The following is a 24,589-nucleotide window of genomic DNA, read 5'->3' on the forward strand; positions in this document are numbered from 1 at the left end:
CTGTTTGACTGACCTTTGCTCTCTCCCATTTCTAAAAGCTTACAACCAGTAAAGGCAGTAGTTTATCCGCTGTCTCCTGATGTTTAAAATAGTTAAAAAATATCTCAATTAAAATAAATAGTCCCTACTCATTTTGGCAAACTGCCCCACTTTTTTATCTAAATACGCCTTACTTCTCCGCCACCAACCCCAGGTGATGAAACCTGGGTTCACTCTCGCAGAGCGGGTATAGAGTGTCCACAAACTGCTTGATGTAAGGGGAGTCTTTATGCTTTTCGTCGGCATCCTCGCCTGTAAAACACATCAGGTGCACAAACTCCTGGATGTCGTGATTGAACTGAAATGACTGATAGGCCAGCGTGCCAGGCTCGTTATTTCTGATGTTATCTATGAAGTCACGTATCAGCTTTTCGGCTTCCTGCACATGGCCTTCTTTTACACGAAATTGAACCATTACGTAGAGCATCGCTGGCGGGTGTTTTAAGGTGAAATTGTCTTCTAAAGATACAATTTTTTCCGCTGTCTTGTTACAACTCAAACTCCAGATAGGGCAGCAAGTTCAACATGTCCAGTGCCAGGAAAGTCAAATGTGTCATGATGATGGTGCAGAGCTGGGCATAGGCTGTGGCCATGATCGACAGCGTAACACCCATCCAGTTTTTCATTCGAAAGAAAGTGGTGTAGACCCAAATATTGTACAGAAGCACCATTACTGTGTAAACGGTTATGATGGCCGCCTTGGCATCCGGGAATAGCTGAAGAAATGGGAACATGATGACGATGAGCGCCAGTTGCTGGGCGGTTACATAAATATTCATCACCAGATGCTCCGAAAAGTTGTCGCCAATGGGTTTGAAAAAAAGCCAGGTGGAAAAGGTATAGATAGGGATGGCGATGATGTTGATGAGGGTAGAATACTCGTTGGCAAAGTCCCAGAAACCAACGAAATGCATTTTGTACCAATGCCAGTCTTCAAAAAAGTTGCTTTCCTGAGCCACTTTGAAGATGCCGTAGCGGATGGAAAGAATGGTGGTGACAGCGCCAACCAACAGCAAGAACTTGGCCGGGACATAAAGACTGAGCCGCTTGCCATCGATATACCCCCTAATGGCTTGTCCCGGACGAATCGCCAGTTCTTTGAGGGTGCCAAACAGGCCGGTCTCGATATCGAGCGACGATTCGAAAGACTCCGCCAGCAATGTTTTCATATCAAAGCGATCCACGCTGGCGCTTTGTGCACAGTTAGGGCAAAAATTACCCTGAAACACCGTTCCGCAGTTTTTACATACCATCGGAGGTGAAATTAGCAAAACGGCTGCTTAACTATCACAGCAACGGTATATTATGTGAGGCAAATATCGGCGGCATGACTTTTCGCCGGAAGGGCTCTATTTCATAAATAGACTGATAATTCCGACATTTTATCAACATAGCCACCTGTATAAATCCAGCCGCTATTTGATCCTCATCCTTGTATCTTCGCTCTCTTAGAAAACCAAAAAACATTGAGGACATGAAGAGATTAATACTCCTGTTTATGGGCGTAAGTATGGTCTTGTCTCCGGCACTGGCTCAGGAAAACTTTCCTGTGAATGGTGCTCAGGATAAACGGCTGAATATTTATGCTTTTACGAACGCCACCGTGGTGGTGGATTATCAAACAACATTAGCGAATGCAACATTGCTTGTGAAAGACGGCTTCGTGGAAGCAGTCGGAGCGAGTGTTGCCATCCCCAAAGGCGCCATCGTTACTGACCTTGGCGGAAAATTCATTTATCCTTCTATCGTAGACCCTTATACCAGTTATGGTATGCCTGAGGTGAAGCGGGGAAGGAGAAGCTTTATGGATCCTCCACAGCTTGATTCCGACCGCAAGGAAGCTTATGGCTGGAACGACGCCATCAAAGCCGACTTCGACGGAGCCAGCGAGTTTACCATCGATGCCAAAACGGCTGAGAAGTGGAGAAAGCAAGGCTTTGGCACTGTGCTGGCCTTCAGGCCCGACGGCATTGTGAGAGGAAGCGCTACCCTGGTGACGCTCAGCGATGGCCCGGTGAACGAAGTGATTGTGAAAGAAAGAGCAGCTGCCAACTATGCATTCGACAAAGGTAGCTCGACTCAAAACTACCCTAACTCGATCATGGGTTATGTGGCGTTGCTTCGCCAAACCTATTACGATGCCCAGTGGTACACATCGCCTCTCAACAAGGTGCAAACCAATGTGAGCCTTGAGGCATTCAATGCATTGCAGGGCTTGCCACAAATTTTCGAAACTGACAACAAGCTGAGACTTCTCCTGGCCGACAAAGTTGGCGATGAGTTCGGTGTTCAGTACATCATAAAGGGCTCGGGCGATGAGTACCAGCGGATCATCGAGGTGAAGGCCACGAAGGCTTCTCTGATCATTCCGGTGAACTACCCCGCTGCCTACGATGTGGACGACCCTTACGATGCATTGAATGTTTCGCTTTCTCAGCTAAAGCACTGGGAGCTTGCACCTGCCAATGCCGCAACGGTAGCCAAAAACGGCATCACCTTTGCCTTCACCGCCAGCGACCTGAAAGACCCTGCCGACTTTTTGCCAAACGTGAGAAAAGCCATTAAGTATGGCTTGAGCGAGCAGGAAGCCCTGAAGGCCATTACTTACACACCGGCAACCCTTGTGAAGGCCGCTGACAAAGTAGGTAGCCTGAAAAAAGGTATGTTGGCCAACTTCCTGATTACTTCAGGCAACCTGTTTGACGAGAAAACAGCTATCTTCGAAAACTGGGTGCAGGGCAATAAGTACGAGGTTACTGACATGAACGCTCCCGATTATGCCGGCAACTACCAGTTGAGCTACTCAGGCAGCAGCTATACACTGGAGATTTCAGGCAAAGCAGGCTCGCAGAAGGCTAAAGTGAAAGTGAACGACTCCACTTCGGTAGATGCCAAAACGACCATTGACGGACAGAACATCAGCCTCAGCTTCCAGCCAGAAAAGAAAAAAGAGGGTAACATCCGATTAAGTGGCTGGTTGAACGGCAAAAACTTCAAAGGTGATGGTCAGCTGGAAAACGGCGACTGGATCAAGTGGACAGCTACTTACCAAAGCGCCATAGAGGAGAAAGAGAAGAAAGAGGACGGAGACAGCGACAAAGCTCCTGATCTTGGTAAGATCATGTATCCTTTTGTCGCTTTCGGTAACGAAGAGCTTCCAACAGCCAAAACGTACCTGATCAAAGGAGCTACCGTTTGGACCAGCGAAGATGCCGGTAAGCTGGAAAGCACTGATGTGTTGGTGCAAAACGGCAAGATTGCGCAGGTAGGCAAGGGGCTATCCGCTCCGGCTAGCGCAGTAACTATCGACGGTGCAGGCAAACACTTGACCCCAGGCATCATCGATGAGCACACACATATTGCACTTAGCGGCGTGAACGAAGGTTCCGAAGCTGTCACTTCTGAAGTACGCCAGGAAGATGCTATTGACTCTGAGGACTCTGACATCTACCGTCAGCTGGCTGGTGGTGTGGTAGCGGCTCAGTTGTTGCATGGCTCGGCCAACCCTATCGGCGGCCAGTCTGCCTTGATCAAGTTCCGTTGGGGCGCAGCTCCTCAGGACCTGCTGATCAAAGGTGCTGATAAGTACATCAAGTTTGCTTTGGGTGAAAACGTAAAGCAGTCGAACAGACCTCCTACCAGCAATATCCGTTTCCCTCAAACCCGTATGGGTGTGGAGCAGGTAATGGCAGATGCATTTACAAGAGCCGGGGAATACGACAAAGAGTGGAAAGCCTACAACGGCCTTTCCGCCAAGGCGAAAGCAACAGCGGTGAAGCCACGGAAAGACCTCGAGCTGGATGCGCTGGCTGAAATAATTAACAAGCAGCGTTTTGTGACTTGCCACTCTTATGTGCAGCCCGAAATCAACATGATGATGAAAGTGGCTGAGCGTTTCAACTTCCGTGTAAACACGTTCACACACATTTTGGAAGGCTACAAAGTAGCCGATAAAATGGCCGAGCATGGCGTGGGCGGTGGTACTTTTGCCGACTGGTGGCAGTACAAATACGAAGTGCGTGAGGCGATTCCTTACAACGCTGCGCTGATGACCATGGCCGGTGTAACGGTGGCCATCAACTCCGACGACGCTGAAATGGCCCGTCGCCTGAACCAGGAGGCTGCCAAATCGATCAAGTATGCCGACATGGGCGAGTTAGAAGCCATAAAAATGGTGACCATCAACCCAGCGAAACTACTTCACCTCGACAGCAGAATGGGTAGCATTAAAGTAGGCAAAGACGCCGACCTTGTGTTATGGAACGATCATCCGCTGTCTATCTATGCCAAACCAGAGAAAACCATGGTAGATGGCATTGTGTACTTTGATATTGAGAAAGATGCGCAAATGAGAGATGCCATTCAGGATGAAAGAGCCAGGATTATTGCCAAAATGAAGTCAGCGAAGGCTTCTGGTGCTCCTACGCAGCGTCCAAGCCGTCAGTACAAGCACAGATGGGATTGCGAAGACGAATACCTTGGCGACATGATCAAAGCTTCGCAGGAAGACTAATCGTCCACTTTAAAAGCTAAACGAGATGAAAAAATTAAAATATATAATTGCAGCCTGTTTGTTGATAGCAGGACAAGCCAAAGCTCAGGTGCCTGAGCCGGTAGGCCCGCAGGAAAAACCTATCCTGCTAATGAATGGCACGGCGCATATTGGCAATGGCCAGGTGATCGAAAACTCATTTGTTACTTTTGAGAATGGAAAAATCACCAACGTGGGCGATGCCACCGTTGTGCGGTTGGATATGACGAAATTCGAAGTGATCAATATTGCAGGCAAGCATGTGTATCCTGGCTTGATACTGCCTAATACTACCTTGGGCCTTGAGGATATTTCTGCGGTGCGAGCGTCTATTGACAGCGAGGAAGTGGGAGACCTGAATCCCCACGTAAGAAGCCTTGTGGCTTACAATACAGATTCTGAAGTGATTGCTACGTTGCGCTACAACGGCATTTTGCTTGCCCAGAGCACTCCTCAGGGCGACCTGGTTACGGGCACTTCTTCTATCATGATGCTGGAAGGCTGGAACTGGGAAGATGCTCAGTACAAAGCCGACGATGCCATTCACCTTAACTGGCCTACCAAAACGTTTGGGCCACGCTGGTGGATGGGCGAGACTGAACCTCGCAAGAACCCCAACTACCAATCGTCGATTGACAAGCTGGAAAAGTTTTTTGCAGACGCAAAAGCCTACAGCGAAGGACAACCCGCCGTGACCAACCTAAGACTGGAAGCGATGAAAGGCTTGTTTACCGGAGCACAGAAGCTGTTTGTTCATGCCGATAGGAGGGTGGAGATCATGGAGGGCATTCAGTTTGCCAAGGCGAGCGGTGCCACCAGCATTGTTCTTGTGGGCGGAACCGACGCAGGCAACTGCATCGATTTTCTGAAAGACAACAACATTCCGGTGTTGCTGACAGACGTGCACAGAATTCCAGGCAGAGAAGATGAGGACTATGATCTTGCCTATAAGTTGCCGGCCATTCTTTCAAATGCAGGCATCAAAGTAGGTTTGACTTATGAAACGCTTCATGGCTCAAGGAACCTGCCTTTCACAGCAGGGACAGTAGCGGCCTATGGCGGTATCAGCAAAGAGGAGGCATTGAAGATGATCACGTCAAACACTGCGCAGATACTCGGCATCGACGGCACTACGGGTACCTTGGAGATTGGCAAGGATGCCAATATCGTGGTGTCAGAAGGAGATATTCTCGACATGCGCACCAGCAAGGTGACCAGCGCCTTTATTATGGGCAAAGGCATCATATTGGATGGCAAGCAGCAAATGCTGTACGACCGCTTCAAGCGGAAGTATGAGTCTCAGAAATAGATCACAGTGGTGATATGAGTGAAAGGCCTCAAGATTGCTTGAGGCCTTTTTTTGTGCATCGCCCAAAGAATTAAATTTTTTATTCACGAACAGCAACTATTTTTGCGCCCGCTCGTCATTGTGATATTATTATCATTTTGTTAAAATGTTGAAGTTCGTTTCCGCTGTTATCCTTTTTGCATCGTCCTGGTCTGTTGCCCCGGACAAAACTGATGTTGCCAAAGAAGCCGGCTTCAAACAGGTGTACGCCAGGGAAAACATTACCCTTCACGAGCGGCCCATTGTCAACAGATATGGTGTTGATGTTCGGGAGGTGAAAGCAGTCTTTACTGCCAGGAGTAGTTCTGCGGTGGTGGTAGAAATGCTGAGAAATGCTGATAAGGGAATACAGTGGAATATTGGCGCCGGTGCCTACGATGTGCTCAACAACGAGAAACACACCTGGGTCACATATATTGAATACGACCTGCCCTGGCCACTGAACGACCACGATGCCGTGCTTCGCCACTCTCTGGTAGAGAAGGGTAATATTATTGAGGTGGCTATTGAAAGTGTGGACGATGTCCTTCCTTTGAAGAAAGGCGCCGAAAGGATGGAACAGGTGCAGGGAAAATGGACGATTCGATCTTTGGGATTTGACGTAGTCGAAATCAGCTATCAGGTCAGCACCAAGCCAAGCGCCGTACCACGGCTTCTCACCGATCCCATCGTTCACTATCAAATGACCAAGTCGATGAGCGCTCTCAGAGAGTTGCTTGAACAAACGACTATTTAATTGCTACATCCAGTATCCTGCACAACTTGTCATTGTAAATCGACGGTTCAGCATTTCTTTGTGGTATAGTCGCTTTTTGCGGCGTTTCTTTGATCAAAAGGAAACGATATGGAAAAAGCGATACTCATTTCTCACGCCTCTGCTGGTGCATTGGTACTACTCACCGGCCTGTTCAACTTCATTAGCAAGAAGGGCGGCAATCTCCACAAAAAGCTGGGGATAGCGTATGTGCTGGGAATGGCCTGGATATTTGTTTCTGCCATACTTATCATTGCATTCTTTCGATTCAATGCGTTTCTCATGGTGGTGGGGGTAGTGAGCTTTTACGCCACCTTCACTGGCTATAGGGTAACCAAACGAAAGAAGATTGGTGAGCATACCTGGGTTGACCTGGGTGCTTCGGGACTTACTCTAGCTTTTGGTATCGGATTGGTGGGCTACGGATTCTTCGTGGGAAGCGTCGCTGGTTTTGGAATGTCTTTGGCCATCCTCAGTTACATTTTCGGTTTTTTCACTGCTTTCGCCGCCTATAGAGATTTGGTTTTTTTACTGAAGCCGAAGGAAGAGACCTATAAACTGTGGTGGTTGCGCCAGCACATCAGTGCCATTGGTGGCAGTTATATTGCAGCCATTACAGCTTTTGCAGTGCAAAACGGTGACCGTATCATGGGCGGCTCTCAGCATCAATGGCTGCTTTGGCTTATTCCGACCGTGGTTTTTACGCCAGCAATCATCTTTTTTCAGCGTAAGTTTAAAACAAGGAAGGAACACATTACCGTATCTGCTGGGATATAAATTGGAGGCTGCCTCAAGGCATTGACTGTAAGTCAGTGGTAGAGACAGCCTCGCAGTGTTTAAATCACGTTTGGCAGGTCAGCTACCAGCTTCCATTTGCCTTCCTTTGTCAAAACAAGGAGTAGCGTAGAAACAAACGTCATTTTACTGCCCTTAAAGCTTACCAGAGCGTTAGCAGTATTTCCGTTGATAGTCACATTGGAAATAGTCACCTCTCTTTTGTCGCCACCAAATTCTTTGTTTTTGATCTTTGCCAGGTAAACTTCCCGGGGCATGATCGTCACACCTTCTGAGCCAAAGAGGCGGTTCATCACCACCCTGAAGTTGGTGTCCAGTACTTCTTCAAGGATAATCGGATCCTGATAGTCGGCCGCCGTTGCGAATTGCATGATCGTCTTTTTCACCTCTTCCACGCCAGTTTCCTGCCCCTGAGCAATACTAAATACCATAGTGCCAAATACGGTCATCATAATGCTTGAAATGTTTGTGTTCATGATTAGAAATTGTTTGAGTTTTATAATTGAATTGTTGTTTGCGTTCTCATGACCGAATGATGCTGGAAGTCGTCTTCCAGGCTATAGGCCATTAACAGGGAGTAGCTTTTGCCAGGCTCTAAATTCTTGCGGTACGCATCAATTGCCTCTATGGGCAACGAGAACCTGACGACTGTCCCCTCTTCATTTTCCAGGCCTTCAATAGCGTCGACCGATACGAGAGCTCCGAATGTTTCAATAGGTTGGTAGTCTCCCGGCTCGACAACAAAGTGTTCTTTTACTGTCACCAAGTTGTTGGCCACCCTGCCCATGATGAGGTAGGTGTTTTTCAGTTGATTCGCCTCGTTGAAGCCTATGGCTACCCAGCCCGTTGTCGGGGCTTTCAGTTCGAATTGCACCCGATCGTCCTGATGGACCCAGATGACCTCCATTCCGTTTTTTCGAATGGCGTTGGTTTGGTTGGAAGGGGTGGGGTTAAATAGCATTGCTACAGCGCCGCAAAGGATACCGATGGTTGTAATCATTATTTTCATTAATATCAATTATTGATATGTCAATTGTTTATAGAAATTTTTTTACATCATGTTGCCCTGGATTCGCAGCAGCATATCTTTCAATTTGTTTACCTCTTTCTTAGAAAACCCTTCCAGGCTTTTGGCCCGGTGACTTTGTACCATATCCATATGCTTATTGATGAATTTTTGTCCTTCTTTGGAAACAGTAATCATGTATTGCCTTCTATTGCCCTCTATGGCTTCCCTTTGAATAAGCCCTTTCTTTTCCAGTAAATCGAGCATCCTGGTAATAGAAGCGGGGTCTTTGATTGATTTCTCGGCCAGGTCACGCTGAGAAAGACCAGGGTCTCCTTCAATCACCTTGAGCAATACCCATTGATCTACAGTGATGCCGGCACCTCTCTTATCCAGCTCCTTTTGGGAGTATTGCTTGGCCAGCTTGTTGGTTTGGTCAAGCATAAAGAGCACTACTTGTGACAAATCATCTTTCATTATTGATATATCAATTATTGATATACAAATTTATAGATGATCTGCTTAACGAGAAAGTTTTGAAAAGGTTATTTTATTGGCTCCCGCAAAATTGTTTTTAATTTTTCCGGGGCTGTTTTCCTGAAGTCCGACAAATAGATCTCATGATGCAAGCCGTTCCGTTTCCAGCCATTGGCTTCAATAAACCCCTGAAGTTTGCCCAGGCTTTCGGGTTCTTTGTCGAACGGCCCAACATGGAGGATTTGCACAACGCTGCCTTCGTTCATTTCAAAGTGTTCTACCTGCCTGGCGAGTGTCAGCCCTTTTTTGCTAACAACATTGGATGCTGCAGTGGTAATACTCTCTTTTTTCACAAATTCTGGCATCCTTATGAGCAAACGAAACATCCACTCTGACCTCGGGATTTTGGTTGGAGCGTCTGTCATGGATACCCCGCCATACTTGTCCTCATCAAACCACCATTGCCCTTCCAGCTTTGGCACCACGAAGTCCTTTCCCGCAGCTTTCCACTCAAATTTAATGGTGTAGGCGACTGAGTAGAGAGCTTCTATGCACTCAGCAAAACCTTTTGATGACGGATCGCCCTGGCCTGCAATAGCCAGGTATTGCATAGGTGCCAGTTTCAACAGCTCAGGCTTTTGCTTGGCTGTATAATATGTTTTGTCGGTTTTGGAGAGGTCAATCTTCGTCATTGCTGCGCTTTTTGTTATTGGGGTAAAAAAACGCAGGTCACTGACAACCTTGTGTCAGTGAGAATCAGTTTTTTTCTCGCATTTGTTAGCAAGCGACTCAAGAACTTTGGTAAGGAGGGTAGAAAGGGTGGGGTCCGTAATTTCTCCTTCAAGTGAAAATCGTTGCCTGATGGCCGGAATCGTTGAGGTGGTGCTTTCATCAAAATCAGCGTTTTGGGCTTTCAGTGTGAGGAGCAGCGTGGAGAGCGCATTTTCGCCACCCATCATGGAAGGAGAGTAGCTCAATGCCGCCAATGGCTTGTGGTAAACTTCTCCACTGCCTACCAGCCAGTCGAGGGCGTCTTTAAGCACTCCAGGCAAGCCGAAAGCATACTCTGGTGTGCAGATAATGACAGCGTCGGCTTGTTTCCAGAGGTTTCTCCAGGCCAGCACCTGTTCGTTTGTCGTACTGTCCGATAGTTGAGGGTTGAAGTGGGGGATGTCGCCCAGCCCTTCAAAAATGGTGAATTGAAAGCCAGTGCCTGCGAGCCTTGCAATAGCTTGCAGGAGCCTCCCTGCGGTTGCGCCAGGGTTGATGCTACCTGAAATCGCCAACACTTTCACGGTCTTACTTTTCATAAACACAAAAATGAATGTAGCCGACAAGTTGATTTGTCGGCTAAAAGTCATGTCAACGAAAACTCTTCCGCCTAAGTTGACTATTCGTACCGCAGGGCATGACTTGGATTGACCAGCACTGTTTTGAGCACGGCGAGCGTCACGCTCAAGCTGGCTATAACAAGGATAATAGCGACGGTGATAGCGTAAGGAACTAGCCCGATAGGCACTCTGTAGGCAAAGCCAGCCAGCCATTCGTTCATGGTGAAATAGGCAACTGGCAAACCGAGTACGAAGGCTATGGCAATCAGCTTCAGAAAGCTGAAATTTTCTTGCCAGAGCAAATTGCCAATAGAAGCTCCGAGGATTTTTCTCACTCCCATCTCTTTGGTGCGCTGCACCATCATCAAATAAGCCAGTCCAACGAGTCCCATGGCGGCAAGCAATAAAGCAATGCCAGCAAAGAGGTTAAATACCCTGAGCCCCTGTTTTTCCGCTGTATACAATTGCTGGTTTTTCTGATCGAGGAAATAGGCTTCATAGCCAAACTTCTGTTCAAAACCTGTGTAGATCTTGCCAATCTGTGCAACTGCCTGCTGGATATTTCCGCCATCTAATTTTACAAGCAGAAAGTTAAGTTCGTCGTAATCGACCGTTATCAGTAGAGGCTGGATGGGCACATGCAGCGACTGAAAATGGAAGTCTTTTACTAAGCCCACCACTATACCATCTAGCGCTGCATCCTCGTCATCCCAGAGCAACCTGCTACCGACAGGTTCTTCCAGGCCGAGGCCTTTTGCGGCTGTTTCGTTCAATATGTAAGACCTGCCAAGGGAGTCCATGCTGTTCGACTTGTCAAACCACCTTCCTGATACCAGTTCCAGTCCAAGTGGGTCTTTAGCATCGAAATCTACTCCCATTTCTGACACGTCCACATTGATGTCCGGTACGCCAATTTGAAAGATGCCATTTTGGTTAAATTGGGTGCCGGGAAGGTTCGAAACTGCTCCCATGTCGATAACGCCAGGTACCATACTAATCTCGTTTTTTATGGCCTCCAGGCTTTCTACCACATTTCTGCTTTTGAGTTCGACCACGAGCACCTGCTGATCGTCGTATCCAAGGGGCACCTGCTCCAGGTAATTTACCTGCAACACCAGGATGGTGCTGCCAAAAATGAGAATGGCCGAAACAGAAAATTGAATCACTACCAGCGTCTTCCTTACCCAACTGCTTTTGGTGCCAGTCACAAATTTTCCTTTTAATATTTCGCCGGCTTTGATTCTGGATACCGTGAGGGCCGGATACAGGCCGGCGATGGTTCCGACAACAACCACTACTAAAAGGCCAAGAAATGTATTGAGTGTGGTGAACAGATCACTGTAAATGAATGGCTTTCCAGTTAAGCTTTTGAAGCCGTCGAAAGCCAGCAGGGCCAGCAAATAGGCCAAGCCTAAGGAAAGCAAACAGGTGAAAATGCCTTCGGACAGAAACTGCCAGGAGATACCCGTTCTGTTGGCTCCAAGTGTTCTTCGCACACCTACCTCTTTGGCCCTTTCGAAAGCCCGGGCGGTAGACAAGTTGATAAAATTGATGGAGACAATAGCCAGAATGAATGCGATGGCAGCCACAAGTATATAAACGTACACAATGTTGCCATTGGCTTCCAATTCCCAGCGGATATGTGATTTGAGATGGATGTCAGTGATGGGTTGCAGGTCGAATCGAATCTCACCACTTTCGAATCCAGCGTACCAATGGTCGTTGATATGACCATTTCGATACATCCACTCTGGAATTTTTCTTTGCAGGGCAGCAGCATCCGCACCAGCCTGTAGTTTTAAATAGTTGAAATGGCCATAGTCGTCCCACTGAAACCAGGAGTCGGTTGGATCCATGTATTTCAAAGTGACATATGAGATGATGAAATTGGGATGAAAATGCGATGTCGCCGGGGCGTCTTCCATGATGCCTGTTATGATCACGGGATGGCCTTCGGCATCTACTTCAAGCACTTTACCGAGGGGATTCTCGTCGCCAAAGTACTTTTTAGCCATAGATGACGAGATGATCATACCGCCGATTTCTTTCAGCGCTGCATCGGGGTTGCCCACCAGCAGCCTAAAGTCAAAAACCTTGAAGAAAGTGCTGTCGGCAGCATAGCCATCCGGCTCCCGGAACATAACGTCCTTCTCAGGGTTTCGGATATACATCGACTGCTTGGTAAGCCCTGGCCCATAAAGAGGGGTAAGAGAAACTGCCGCTTCCACCTCGGGAAACTCTTTCATCATTTCCTGTGCCATGGGGTGAGGCGTGCGGGTTTGCGGATTGCTTGACATGAAAGCGATCCGGTATATGTCCTTGGCCCTTTGATGAAATCTGTCGTACGACAGTTCATGCTGGATGTAAATAAAGATGAGCATGGCGCTGGCCATTCCTATAACCAGTCCTGACAAATTGATGAAGGTAAAGGCCTTCTTTCTTGTCAGGTTTCTAAAGTAAACTTTGATGAAGTTGTTAAGCATGATACCTGTGATTTGTAGTGAACCAAAAGTACCCTGCGTAACGTGGTTTTGACGTATGTTGGCCTCATGTCGGCGTTCGAGATCATCATGTCGAACGTCCCGATCCCTGTATTGCGATGGCGTGAGGCCGGTAAATTTCTTGAAAACAGTGTTGAAGGAAGATTTGGACATGTAGCCGACCATTTCACCTATCTCCTCAATCCTCAGTGCCTTATTCTCTTCCTTTCGAAGCAATTTTTTAGCTTCCAGCACTCTGTGGTAGGCCATTAGGTCAAAGAAACTCATGCCCTTGGTTTCGTTGATCACCTGAGAAAGCTGATGCGGAGATGCGAACACTTTTTTGGCCAGTCCGGCCAGGGAGGCGTCGGGCTCCAGCGCATATTTCTTTTCTGTCAGCTGGTGATCGAGGGCATTCATGATCCTGTATTTTTCAGGCTGATCGAGAGATGAGCTGCCGTACTTCTGCTCGCTTTTCAGTGGCTCATGTGCACCTGGCCCCGAAAAGTACCAGGCCGATTGAGTGGAGAGCGCAAAAGCGCAAATGATGAACAACATTTGTGGTGATGCCGCTGGCCAAATTTCCCATAGAACGACCGTTATTATCATGGCGGCCATCATCAGGAAGAAGAACTTCAGCCAGATTACCTTCTTGCTGCCGGAGCCAGGGGTGTCGATGCCTTTGAGTCTGGAATAAAATAAATAGGTTTTGATAAGTGCGTAAGCCTCCCACATCAAATAGATGGCAGTCACAGGCCCGGCGACTGAAGGAATCATATAACCGACAATGCCTATAAAAAGAGGAGGTAGCAGTTGGAGGGTGTATAACCTGGGAATTGGTTTTTCAAAGAAGGTCAGCAGCAAGCCCCTGAAGAGAAATGGAGCTGGCAAAACCAGGTAGAGACTGAATGCCGACTCAAAGTAGAAAACCAGGCTGAGGATCGTTATCCAAGCCCAGGCGTAAGTGAGCCATTGTGCGTAGGGGATAACTCTCTTCCTCAGGGCGCCAAAAGTAAGCATCGTCATTTGCCCAATGGCGATCAGCAGAATAATTTCGGAGTATCCCAAGTTTGGCATTTTCTGGTAATGAATGGCGTGCTTTTGTGAAGGAAAGCAAAACTAGCCCCCATCCACCACATTATCTATTCCTTGCTTTTATTTAGAAACTCATCAAAGGGATGCAATACTTTGAAGACTTTGGCCGCGTGATCTAAAAAACCGTCGGCAACAACCTGGCTGTCGCTTGGCTTATGGGTAGCCAGAAAGCTCTTTTGCCTCAAAAGCGCTATTTCCGGGTGGTCAGCATCGTAGCCCTTGGGTGTTGTTTTCAGACTTTCGCCTTCAATCTGACCAAAAGTGGCTTTGAAGTCTTTGCTGTCAAGTATTTTATGCAGCTCAGCTCCGTTATAATCTATCTCCTGCCTGATGCTCTTCAGCCAGTCTTTCTCCGGCAGGTAGGCACCACCGGCAAGCATTGAACCGCCTGGTTCCAAATGGATATAATAACCAGCCCTGGTATGGATCTCAGACCTTTTAGCTGCCGCCGTCACATGGGCACCAAAGTGCGTTTTGTAGGGCGACTTGTCTTTGGAAAAGCGCACATCCCGGTAAATGCGGAAGACACAATCTTTGGCTTTGTGGTGGCCTATTGTGGGATCAAACTCAACGATTTTTGCAATAAGGGCATCTATGAAAACTTCGAATTCAGCTTTTGCGGCTTCATACCTCTTCTTGTTTTCTGTGAACCACTCCCGGTTGTTGTTGTCTTTGAGTTCTTTTAGGAATTGAAAAGTGGATTTGGATATCCCTGGCATAGCGATCAGCTTGGTTAGATGAATGGTTCTGATACATAAATCTAATCAAAGCTTTCAAAAGACAGAACTCACTTAAGCTTTATTCTAGTTAGTGTTCTTGACCTTTAGTGCCCGGTAGTAGTCTCTGATATTGAACGAGACAGGCAGCACCATTCTCACAAACACTGGTTGTCCGTTTTGCTTGCCAGGTGTCCATTTAGGCCCTTCTTTTATGAGCCTGATGGCTTCTTCGTTGCACGTCTTGCACAATCCACGCTGTACCTTGATGGCATCAATACTGCCGTCTTTGTTGACCACAAACTGCAGGAATACCTTTCCCTCTTTCTTCTGTTGAAGTGCATCGGGCGGATAGTTCATGTTTTGCTCAAGGTAGGTAGTGTAGTTTTTCATGCCACCTACCGGCTCGGGGTTTTTGTCAACTATAGAATATACTTTCAGGTCCACACCACCTTCCATTACCTGTTCACCCCATTCGCCCAAACTCGCCTCATACACTTTTTTTGAGGCTTGCATCAGCGAATCTTTTTTTGCGGGTTCGGGCGTTTCTCTGGAAAGGCTTTCCAGACTTTTGCTTACTGCGTAGTAGAGCTGGTTATTGGTAAAGTAGTTGTTAGAGACAATGGAATCGAACATGGCGACTACCTGCTGCCACTTGCCTTGTTTGAAGGACGTGACAGCGGAATCGATATGTCCCCCCGTTAGGCTTGGGTTCTTGCTGTCATCGGGGTAAGCCGATCCCGGTTTTTGTGCCGAAGCGAACAATGGGATGGCAGTAACAGCCAGGAAATATAAAACTTTCAACATGAGTTTTCGAAGGTATAAAAAGAGAATGACTCTGCCATCTTTGAAAGAGATGGCTGGCGATCTTCACCTGTCAGGAGGTGGTATTTGAATTTGCCTGATCATGATAAAAAAATGAGATGAAAGCTTTTACGTAGTGACCTTCAGAAGGTTTTGAAAATGGCTGCGATAAATCAGGTTGCCAATTGCTTACCAGTCGTTGAACGCTTTGTTGCCATAGTCCAGTGCCAGTTTCATGTACTTTTTTACCTCGTCGTTGATGTCGTCTTTGTGCATTAGCCGCAGGTAGTGCTGGTAAACTTCGTAGCCGGGTACTTCACCAATGCGATGGAAGCAAAGGTTGTCTTCGTATTTTCTGGGTAAAGTGAGGGCAACGTCAATAAACTCTTTGCCCACTCGTGGGATGTAACCAAACCTTATCTTCGCACCAAAACCAATCTGGGTTTTGGCGGGGTGCACCTCAAAGTCGCCAATTTGCTTGTACTGATCAATGAAGTAGTAAAACAGCTCTACTATTTCTGGCTTTCGTCTTTCCAGAAAACTTTCCAGCGTACGGTCGTTGCAGGAGTGGTATTGGTTTTCCCTGGAAAAGCTATGGTTGCATAGGGGGCACGTCCACATGATTTACCGGCAGCTATGACTTCTTCAGAAACTTTGTCAGAAGCACCAACTGCTGGCCATTCACCTTGCCTTCGATTTGCTCTGCATTGTCGGCTACCAGCGAAATATTGCGCACCGCCGTGCCACGCTTGGCTGTAAAGCCGCCTCCTTTTACATCCAGGTCTTTTACGAGCACCACTGTATCGCCATTGGCCAGGGTTACGCCGTTGCTGTCCTTGTGGACGACGGCCACTTCTCCGTCTTGCATCAGAGTAGCCTGGGCCCATTTCAGCTCCGTTTCTTCCATGTACATCATGTCGAGCAGATCCTGGGGCCAGCCTTCGCCTCTTAAACCATGAAGGACTCGATAGGCTTGTACCTTTACGGCTGATACTTCGCTCCAGATGGTGTCGTTGAGGCAGCGCCAGTGGTTGGGGTCGGCTGGCTCACTTTCGTTGAGTTGGGCCTGACATTTACCACACACCAGGATGCTGTTGTCGAGGGTTTCGCTCTCGCCAGGTGATACGAGATAGACAGAGAGGTTTTCTGTGGCTTGGCAAAGCTCACACTTTGATTCACTTCTTGCTTCGAGTTCGGATGCTACGCTCATGGTATTGGTTTAAGAGAGCGCAAAAATACGGATTTTTAATGGAGGGAGGTAGCCGTATTGATAACAGCAATTTCAATAAGAACCGTCACCTCGAATCCCGAAGGGGAACCGACGTAGAACGGGTCTCCCTTGAGGAAAACAGAGTCGGATCGAGGTGACGTTACTTGCTATTGATGTTGTTCGTTAATGATGGTGTCCACCCGGGCCATGCACGTGGCCGTGGGCCAGTTCGTCTTTGCTCGCATCACGCACGTCGAGCACCTCTACCGAAAAGTTCAGCTCAACACCTGCCAGCGCATGGTTGCCGTCGATGGTGATGCCATCCATTTCTACTTTGGTCACGGTCACCACCTGCTGCCCGTTTTTAGTGCCTGCATTGAACTGCATGCCCACTTCCACTTTTTGGTCGCCGAAAGCTGAGCGTGGCATCTTCTGGATCATTCGCCCGTCACGAACGCCATAGCCTTTCTCAGGGCTCACTTTAATTTCTACTTTGTCTCCTTTTACTTTTCCATCCAGGCCTTCTTCCATGCCAGGAATCAGGTTGCCAATGCCATGAATGTATAGTAAGGGCTGATCACCAACGCTTGAGTCAAGCGTGGTGCCTTCGTTGTCCTTAAGTGTGTAGTGGATGGAAACCACTTTTTCTTTGCCGATTTTCATTCGTTAACTTCAATTTGTGAATTAATAAAAGGTGAAAGGTAGGAAAAAAGTTTACACGGGGGCTTTTTTGATGAGAGACTAGTTGGTGACAACTGGCGTTTGATAAGCGAGACTGTCTAGTATTTATTCAGCGAATCGTAATAGCTGACGAGGGAGACAAGCCCCTCCCGGTTCTTTTTGAGCTTATTTTTTTTTGAGTAGCGAAGAAGCTCCTCATGATGACCGGGGAGCAGATTGATAAACTTCTTAAGTTTTCTGACTTCGCTCATGCCAGCATTTTCAGTTGTAAAGTAAAAGCGTTGCTCAAAGTCCTCTGCAAGAAATTTGAACCCCGTCGGAGTGCTTTCAGCTGCACTCAGATAGCTGCTTCCAACAGGGACATAAATTGGTGTCTTCTGATTTGAACTTGCGGCATCCTGCATGATGCCAGGGTCAGGTTTGTAGATTTCCTTTGCGAGCAGCTCGTTCTGGCCTCGTCTCAGTAACTCAAAAAAACCGAATCTGGTTACTCCCTTGAACTCAAATGCCCTGGAAACCAGCACCAACTTTCCGATGTGTATTTCGCTGGCGCCACTGGTTGGGCGAATCTCAAACACGTTATCCCCACTCTTGATTTCAATGGCATCGCTGAGTTTATGGTACCTCATCAGCAATGTGTCTGATGGCAGGTCATCGCCCATAAATATTAGGCCTTTTTTGAACTCATCATTGGGATAATATAAGCCAGCGAAGTGTTGCCTGGGCTTCCCCATCATTTTGTAGTAGGTGATGTGTTTTCTGTAGTCAACTGTTTGAAAGCTGGACGCACCATTAGATTGGGCAACTGTGTAACCGGCGCTAAAAAATATAAGTAGTAGCAAATATGCTCTCATGCTGTGTGGAATCGGGAAGACAAATTAACTATCCGCAGCCAGAGATGCCAGCAACCGACGTTGTCAAAAGAACAGCATCTTCGTTAGGTAGGCTCTTTTTACTTCCCTACTCTGCCCATCCGCCCCCAAGCGCTTTGTATACGTCCACTTTGGCTTTGAGCTGGTCGGCCCGGAGCTGTGTTAGCTCCAGCTGCGCCTCCACCATCCTTCGCTGTGCCATGATGACCTCAAGATAGCTGGCATAACCTACTGAAAAAAGGTCGCTGGAGTTGGTAAACGCCCTTTTTTGCACTTCCACTTCTTCGCTTTTGATAGCCACCCGTTTTCTGATGTTTTCAAAGGCATTATAACTAACATATACCTCATTGAAGGCCTGTAAGATAGTTTTTTGGTAGTTCAGCACTGCATTGTGTTGCACGCCCTTCGTTTGTGCAAACTGCGCTTTTATTTTTCCCATTTGAAACAATGGAGCCGACAATCCGGCACCCAGGGCGTAGATGCCGGAACCCGGCACAAACAGCTTATCGGGCCCAAAGGCCTGAAAGCCAAGTTCTCCGTTGAGGGTTAGTGTGGGGTAAAAAGCACCTTTGGCTGCGTGAACATCTGCTTTGGCGGCTTCAAGCTCCAGCTCGGCCTTTTTTATGTCGGGACGAAAGGCGAGGAGGTCACCGGGCAATCCGAGATGCACACTGTCGGGCAGGTGCTGTGCAAGGGTGGTGGAGTTACGCTCAACTTTCTGCGGATATCTTCCTAAAAGAAGATTGATGGCACTTTCGTTGGCAATGATGGCTTGCTCTATCTCTGGCAACCGTGACTGCGTGTTCAGGAACTGCGCTTCAAACTGGTCTACTGCCAGCTGGTTGACCTTTCCGCCTATTTTCTGGATTTTGATAAGCTCCATACCGAGCTCCTGAAGCTCAATATTTTGCAGGATGACGGTGCGCTCATTGTCGAGTCCCATCAGCTGAAAGTAAAGCGTGGCCACTTGAGACACGATTTCGGTTTGCATCCAGTGCATACCTTCTTTTGAAGCCAGCCATCGGGAAAGTGCTGCTTTTTTCTTGTGCCGCAGTTTGCCCCATATGTCGGCCTCCCAGGCGAAGTTGGGTGCTATTTTGTAGTCGGTGTAAGGCTTCGGTAGTCTTTTGCCTTCTTCAAGCACGGGCTCTGACCGGTTGGTGTCGTCGTTTCCAACGCCATCCATGGTGTAGTCTCCATACCTTCTAACGCCTGCGCTGCCACCCATGCTCACCTGCGGAAACAATGCCGACCGGACAATTCTTGACTGGCTTTGTGCGATGGCAATGCGTTGCAGGGCCATCCTGGCATCCAGGTTGTTTGCCAGCGCCTCTTCAATCAAGTTCACGAGGCTGGTGTCAGCAAAATAGTCCGACCAATGGAGGGCGGCGTCGCTGATGCCAGTATCGCCCAGGCCATAATCGTTGCCAATGTCTGGCTTGCTGTCGTCCACCTGTGCTGTGATCACACATCCCTGTGCCGAAATGGCTAAAAGCAAAATCAAAAGATATTTTCGAACAAATAGCTGCATCAATCTCATCGTCAAATCATTTTACCATCAAGCCATTTTAGGTTCTTCGTGAGGCTCTTCCCTTCTCAGTTTACTGGCGATCGATTCAAATATTACAAACAGGCCGGGTATCAATACGATGCCAACCAATGTGCCCACCAGCATACCTCCCGCTGCCGCCACCCCGATAGACCGGTTGCCCAGCGCTCCGGCTCCCGAAGCGAAGCAGAGTGGAATAAGCCCGGAAATGAATGCGAAGGAGGTCATTAGAATCGGACGAAGCCTGGAGGTAGCACCCTGTACGGCGGCGTTGAGTATCCCAATGCCCTCCTGCCGTTTCAAAATTGCAAACTCAATAATCAGAATCGCATTTTTGCCCAACAACCCAATCAGCATCACCATGGCCACTTGCGCATAAATATTGTTTTGAAGGCCTGCCAATTGAAGGAAGAGGAAGGAACCAAAGATGCCCGCCGGCAGAGAAAGAATAACAGGTAAGGGCAGTAGGTAGCTTTCGTACTGAGCTGCCAATAGCATGTATACAAAGAAAAGGCAAACCATAAAAATGATGATTGTTTGGCTGCCTGAGGCAATTTCTTCCTTGGTCATGCCCGACCAGTCATAGTTGAAGCCACGTGGCAGGTAGGCCCTGGCGGTTTCTTCCACCACTTTGATGGCATCGCCCGAACTGTAACCAGGGGCTGGTTCTCCGTTGATCATGGCTGAGGTAAACATATTGTAGCGAGTGAGCTGCTCCGGCCCAAACACCCGCTCCATTTTAATAAAGCTGCTGTAGGGGATCATTTCGCCTTCCCGGTTTTTGGTGTAGAGCTTCAACAGGTCTTGTGGGTTGCTGCGAAATTCCGGCGATGCCTGCACCATTACCCTGTAGAGCTGCCCAAAGCGGATAAAGTTGGAGGCATAAAAACTGCCAACAAAGGTCTGAAGAGTGCTCATGGCTTCTTCTACGGATACACCCAGTTTAGCCGCCTGGTCGTGATCCACATGCAGCAGGTACTGAGGAAAGTTGGGGTTGAAGTTGGTGAAGGTGTTCTGAATCTCCGGGCGCTCATTCAGCGCATCAACAAAACCAGTGACTATTTTCGCTGTATAGTCAAGTTCGTTGCCCGTTTTGTCCTGTAGCTGCATTTCGAAGCCACTGGCATTGCCGAAACCCGGCACTGTGGGCGGTGGAAAAAACTGTATTTCAGCGTCAGACACCTCGCTGGTGGCGTCTTGCAGCAGCAGAATCATTTCCTCAACGCTTGCTTCCCGCTCTTCCCACGGTTTCAGGCTGATCATGCCCATGCCATAGGAGGCCCCCTCCGATTCTGTGAGCAGACTGTACCCGGAAAGTGTCGACATGGTCTCTATCTCTTCGAAGTCGACAATAGCTTCCTGCACTTCTTCCAGCACGGCCTGCGTTCTTTCCAGTGTAGCGCCGGGCGGGGTGGCCACGTTCACATAGATGGTGCCCTGGTCTTCTGTTGGAATAAAGCCTGTGGGCAAAATCACCCCCATGCCCCACGTGGCCACAAAGAAGACTACAAGCACGGTCAGCGTAAGCAGCTTTCTGCCAGAGGCGAAAATGAGTGTGCGCTTGTATTTGTTTTCGATCTGGCTGTAACGGGCGTTGAAAGCTTTAAAAAACCTATCCATCGGACTTTTTTTCTCCTTAGAGTGGTTGGGCTTCAACATAAGGGCGCACAGGGCAGGGGAGAGCGTAAGTGCATTGATACCCGAAATAACGATGGCTATGGCCAGGGTAATAGAAAACTGCCGATAGAAGATTCCCACCGGGCCTGTCATGAAGCCCACGGGAATAAACACAGCCGACATCACCATGGTAATGGCGATGATGGCACCACCTATTTCTCTCATGGCTGCCATAGTAGCCTGGCGCCTAATTTGTCTTCGTCCATTTTTACGTGCACCGCTTCCACCACCACTATGGCATTGTCTACAACAATGCCTATGGCGAGTACCAGGGCAAACAGAGTCAGCAGGTTGATGGAGAAGCCAAACATTTCCATAAAGAACAATGTGCCCACCAGCGACACAGGCACGGCGATGGCTGGAATGAGCGTTGACCGGAAGTCCTGAATGAAGATGAACACCACAATGAATACCAAAATGAAGGCCTCAAAGAGCGTTTTCACCACTTCATGTATGGAGGCATCAAGAAATGTGCTCACATCGTAGGCAAGGTTATATTCCATGCCGGGTGGAAAGCTGGTTTCCTGAAGTTCAGCCATTCTTGCTTTGATGTTGTCGATCACCTCACGGGCATTAGAGCCAGGGCGCTGCTTGATCATGATGGAAGCAGAAGGCCTCCCGTCTGTCATCGAAACCATGTTGTAGTCGAGCGAGCCAAACTCAACTTCGGCCACATCTCTAATCCTCAGCATGGAGCCGTCGGAGGTGGATTTGATGATGATGTTTTCGTACTCAGCTGGCTCACTGAACTTACCGGTGTAGCGCAGCACGTACTGGAGCACCTGGGCCGACTTGTCGGAGCTGATACCCGTTTTTCCCGGCGCAGCCTCCACATTTTGCCGATGGATAGCATCGACGATGTCCTGTGTGGAGATATTGTAGGTGGCCATGCGGTCTGGTTTCAACCAAACTCTCATGGAGTAATCCCGGGAGCCCATGATCTCGGCTCGACCTACACCATCAATTCTCTTGAGGTCGCTAAGGATATTGATGTCGGCGAAATTGTAGACAAACTTCTCGTCGTGCGCCGGGTCACGGCTCATCAGGTTGAGGTACATCAGCATGCTGTTGACCTCTTTTTCTACAATCACACCCGATTTGATTACCTCGTCGGGTAATTCGTCGAGTACTGATGTGGCTCTGTTCTGAACGTTCACGGCGGCCAGGTCGGGGTCGGTGCCTACGTTAAAAAACACTGTAATGAGGGTGGTGCCGTTGTTGGTACAAACGGTGGAAATGTAGTTCATACCAGGCACGCCATTGATCGCCCGCTCAAGGGGAGTGGCGACTGTTTTGGCACAAACCTCCGCATTGGCACCTGTATATTGTGCGTTCACTGTCACAGAAGGCGGCACAATCTCAGGGAATTGGGTGACGGGAAGTCGCAGCAGGGAAATGACTCCTACGAAGGTGATCAGCACGCTGATGACCGAAGACAGGATGGGACGTTTTATGAAAATATCAAACATTGACTAATCGAAATTTGACAATAAAGACCGTAGCTAAGCAGCTCACTGAGTGGTCAATGGGTGGTAGCAGACAAGTCGCCAGAGTAAATTAAAGGTTGTTCAAAGAGACCAGGACGCTGTCCGCCTGCACCATTTTAGGGTTGATTGTGTTGCCGTCACGTATGGACTGCAAGCCTTCGTACACAATGGTTTGCCCGGCTTCGAGCCCTTCTGCCACATAAAACAGCTGGTACCTCATGGCAGGCGTAAAGCTGTGAGCAACTGCTGTATTGTTTTCACCCAACAGAAAGACGTAGTTTTTGTCCTGAATTTCAAAAGTTGATTTTTGCGGTACCAGCACCACGTTCTCCAACTGCTCTATCATGCGTACTTTTCCACTGGCACCATGTTTCAGTAATTTGCTGGGGTTGGGGAAGCGTGCCCTGAAGGAAATTGAGCCAGTGCCAGGTTCAAAATCTCCATCCATTGTCTCCACAAAGCCTGTTTCTGAATATTCTGTGCCGTCGGCAAGCACCAGCGAAACAGCGGGCTTGTCGTTGAACTTGCCCAGTCCGTTCAGCTTGTTGCGGGCAAATTGCAGGTACTCATTTTCGGTGAGATTGTAGTAGGCAAATACCTCCGACACGTCAGATACAGTGGTCAATAGTGTACCTGAATTGATCAGGCTGCCAATTTTGAATGGAATCCTGTCAACTGTGCCGGAAAAGGGTGCTTTGATATAAGTATAGTTGAGGTTGATCTGCGCATTTTGCAGTACCGATCTCGCCTCTGCCACAGCCGACTCAGAAGCATCCTTGCGTGCCTTGGCCACTTCCAGCTCGGTGGAGGAAATGATTTCCTTTTCTACCATAATTCGCAGCCTGTCTACTTCTAAATTGGCTGCTTTGCCCTCTGCAATGGCCCGCTTCAGGTTGGCTTCCGCCCGACTCACATGTTCCTTGTATTCGTGAGCACTAATCCTGAACAGTGGCTGACCCTTTACCACTTCCTGACCTTCGTCAACATAAATCTGCTCCAGGTAGCCCTGCACACGTGCCCGTATCTCCACATTTTTCCTCGCCTGAATGTCGCAAATGTAATCGTGAGGCACCCTTACCGTTTCCGTTTCGAGTTGTATCACGGGCACTACCACGTCTTTTTTACCAATTTTCTGTTTTAGTTCTCCATTTCCGCAAGCCCCCAATAACACCCCACAGAAAGCCAATAAGAAAAGACCCGATTTTCCAGTTGCCATAGTTAAAATTCAGTCGGTTAAAATGAACACACCCTGCCATAAGGGTGGTGAAAAGAAAGCATTAATTTACTGTGTGTCCTGCCAAAGGGTAAAGCGTTGAAATGCAAATGGCAGATAACGGCAGATGAACTACTCAATTGCCTGTTTGAAAGGAAAGTGGCTGTTTTAGTATGAAAGAAGCAATGAAGATGCTTGCATGTTGTTATATTTTTAATAAAATCAACTAAAAATCGTTAATTTGATGATGACAACTTTTTACATTTTTTTGCTTGATACTTTGTTCTAATTAGCACTTTAGGTGAGATTAATCCATGTGGATTTTTTATGCCCTGATTTTCAGTTGCTTATAATTTGATAGGGAAATTTGAGAGCGGCGAGCTGCCAAAAGGAAACGGATTGGCGCTGTAAACTGGCAGGTTATCAGGGGGTGTTTTTTTGAGAACAGATTGAGGGAGTTGCTCGGTTGGGACTTGAAAGGCTACCGGAATTCCGTCAACAGAAAAACCGAGCGTCTCCACCCG

The 24,589-nt window shown here is 48.1% G+C and carries 20 protein-coding genes and 1 pseudogene; 4 read left to right on the forward strand and 17 right to left on the reverse strand.

Going from position 1 to position 24,589, the window contains the following annotated elements; genetic code table 11:
- Positions 1 to 169: 169 nt before the first annotated feature.
- Together ACMVP2_RS19925 and ACMVP2_RS19930 are read right to left on the reverse strand one after the other, a co-directional pair.
- On the reverse strand, positions 170 to 466 hold the full coding sequence (locus ACMVP2_RS19925) for a putative quinol monooxygenase (RefSeq protein WP_416864800.1): 297 nt from the start codon (positions 464 to 466) through the stop codon (positions 170 to 172).
- Between the two features lie 61 nt (positions 467 to 527).
- Positions 528 to 1,292 carry a DUF3667 domain-containing protein gene (locus ACMVP2_RS19930; protein WP_416864801.1) on the reverse strand — a complete coding sequence of 255 codons (765 nt, stop codon included), beginning with the start codon at positions 1,290 to 1,292 and terminating at the stop codon, positions 528 to 530.
- Positions 1,293 to 1,513: 221 nt separating this feature from the next.
- On the opposite strand from ACMVP2_RS19930, the gene ACMVP2_RS19935 reads away from it, so the two are divergent.
- From ACMVP2_RS19935 to ACMVP2_RS19950, 4 genes are all read left to right on the forward strand, one after another.
- Positions 1,514 to 4,552, forward strand: a complete 3,039-nt coding sequence (locus ACMVP2_RS19935) for an amidohydrolase family protein (protein ID WP_416864802.1) — start codon at positions 1,514 to 1,516, stop codon at positions 4,550 to 4,552.
- Positions 4,553 to 4,577: 25 nt separating this feature from the next.
- The gene (locus tag ACMVP2_RS19940; protein WP_416864803.1) at positions 4,578 to 5,879 is read left to right on the forward strand and encodes an amidohydrolase family protein; all 1,302 of its coding nucleotides are present in this window, start codon (positions 4,578 to 4,580) and stop codon (positions 5,877 to 5,879) included.
- 145 nt (positions 5,880 to 6,024) lie between these two features.
- On the forward strand, positions 6,025 to 6,654 hold the full coding sequence (locus ACMVP2_RS19945; RefSeq protein WP_416864804.1) for a hypothetical protein: 630 nt from the start codon (positions 6,025 to 6,027) through the stop codon (positions 6,652 to 6,654).
- A gap of 108 nt (positions 6,655 to 6,762) precedes the next feature.
- Entirely contained in the window at positions 6,763 to 7,449 is a 687-nt protein-coding gene (locus ACMVP2_RS19950) for a hypothetical protein (protein WP_416864805.1), read from the forward strand.
- A 59-nt stretch (positions 7,450 to 7,508) separates the two neighbouring features.
- On the opposite strand, the gene ACMVP2_RS19955 is transcribed toward ACMVP2_RS19950, so the two are convergent.
- The 15 genes and pseudogenes from ACMVP2_RS19955 to ACMVP2_RS20025 all read right to left on the reverse strand — a co-directional run bounded on the left by ACMVP2_RS19955 (position 7,509) and on the right by ACMVP2_RS20025 (position 24,068).
- Complete coding sequence (locus ACMVP2_RS19955; RefSeq protein WP_416864806.1) at positions 7,509 to 7,943, reverse strand: nuclear transport factor 2 family protein; 435 nt, start codon at positions 7,941 to 7,943, stop codon at positions 7,509 to 7,511.
- 20 nt (positions 7,944 to 7,963) lie between these two features.
- Entirely contained in the window at positions 7,964 to 8,476 is a 513-nt protein-coding gene (locus ACMVP2_RS19960) for a DOMON domain-containing protein (protein ID WP_416864807.1), read from the reverse strand.
- A gap of 42 nt (positions 8,477 to 8,518) precedes the next feature.
- Positions 8,519 to 8,950 carry a MarR family transcriptional regulator gene (locus ACMVP2_RS19965; RefSeq protein WP_350097106.1) on the reverse strand — a complete coding sequence of 144 codons (432 nt, stop codon included), beginning with the start codon at positions 8,948 to 8,950 and terminating at the stop codon, positions 8,519 to 8,521.
- Positions 8,951 to 9,018: 68 nt separating this feature from the next.
- Positions 9,019 to 9,642: a GyrI-like domain-containing protein gene (locus ACMVP2_RS19970; protein ID WP_416864808.1), complete on the reverse strand. Its 624-nt coding sequence runs from the start codon at positions 9,640 to 9,642 to the stop codon at positions 9,019 to 9,021.
- A 54-nt stretch (positions 9,643 to 9,696) separates the two neighbouring features.
- Positions 9,697 to 10,260, reverse strand: coding sequence for an NADPH-dependent FMN reductase (locus ACMVP2_RS19975; protein ID WP_416864809.1), 564 nt, complete (start codon positions 10,258 to 10,260; stop codon positions 9,697 to 9,699).
- An 80-nt stretch (positions 10,261 to 10,340) separates the two neighbouring features.
- Complete coding sequence (locus ACMVP2_RS19980; RefSeq protein ID WP_416864810.1) at positions 10,341 to 13,838, reverse strand: ABC transporter permease; 3,498 nt, start codon at positions 13,836 to 13,838, stop codon at positions 10,341 to 10,343.
- A gap of 65 nt (positions 13,839 to 13,903) precedes the next feature.
- Positions 13,904 to 14,575, reverse strand: a complete 672-nt coding sequence (locus ACMVP2_RS19985; protein ID WP_339793002.1) for a DUF2461 domain-containing protein — start codon at positions 14,573 to 14,575, stop codon at positions 13,904 to 13,906.
- A gap of 84 nt (positions 14,576 to 14,659) precedes the next feature.
- Positions 14,660 to 15,379 carry an energy transducer TonB gene (locus ACMVP2_RS19990; RefSeq protein ID WP_339793003.1) on the reverse strand — a complete coding sequence of 240 codons (720 nt, stop codon included), beginning with the start codon at positions 15,377 to 15,379 and terminating at the stop codon, positions 14,660 to 14,662.
- A 186-nt stretch (positions 15,380 to 15,565) separates the two neighbouring features.
- On the reverse strand, positions 15,566 to 15,997 hold the full coding sequence (locus tag ACMVP2_RS19995) for a DUF5655 domain-containing protein (RefSeq protein WP_416864811.1): 432 nt from the start codon (positions 15,995 to 15,997) through the stop codon (positions 15,566 to 15,568).
- Between the two features lie 13 nt (positions 15,998 to 16,010).
- Positions 16,011 to 16,586, reverse strand: a complete 576-nt coding sequence (locus ACMVP2_RS20000) for a PhnA domain-containing protein (RefSeq protein WP_416864812.1) — start codon at positions 16,584 to 16,586, stop codon at positions 16,011 to 16,013.
- A gap of 183 nt (positions 16,587 to 16,769) precedes the next feature.
- Positions 16,770 to 17,249 carry an FKBP-type peptidyl-prolyl cis-trans isomerase gene (locus ACMVP2_RS20005; protein ID WP_416864813.1) on the reverse strand — a complete coding sequence of 160 codons (480 nt, stop codon included), beginning with the start codon at positions 17,247 to 17,249 and terminating at the stop codon, positions 16,770 to 16,772.
- A 116-nt stretch (positions 17,250 to 17,365) separates the two neighbouring features.
- On the reverse strand, positions 17,366 to 18,121 hold the full coding sequence (locus tag ACMVP2_RS20010) for a hypothetical protein (RefSeq protein WP_416864814.1): 756 nt from the start codon (positions 18,119 to 18,121) through the stop codon (positions 17,366 to 17,368).
- Between the two features lie 106 nt (positions 18,122 to 18,227).
- On the reverse strand, positions 18,228 to 19,679 hold the full coding sequence (locus tag ACMVP2_RS20015) for a TolC family protein (RefSeq protein WP_416864815.1): 1,452 nt from the start codon (positions 19,677 to 19,679) through the stop codon (positions 18,228 to 18,230).
- 18 nt (positions 19,680 to 19,697) lie between these two features.
- A pseudogene (locus ACMVP2_RS20020) lies at positions 19,698 to 22,834 on the reverse strand (efflux RND transporter permease subunit).
- An 88-nt stretch (positions 22,835 to 22,922) separates the two neighbouring features.
- A complete protein-coding gene (locus tag ACMVP2_RS20025; protein ID WP_416864816.1) occupies positions 22,923 to 24,068 on the reverse strand; it encodes an efflux RND transporter periplasmic adaptor subunit in 1,146 nt (381 codons plus the stop codon).
- Between the last annotated feature and the right edge of the window lie 521 nt (positions 24,069 to 24,589).

Origin of the sequence: Imperialibacter sp., assembly GCF_048007035.1 — a bacterium.
Taxonomy (GTDB): domain Bacteria; phylum Bacteroidota; class Bacteroidia; order Cytophagales; family Cyclobacteriaceae; genus Imperialibacter.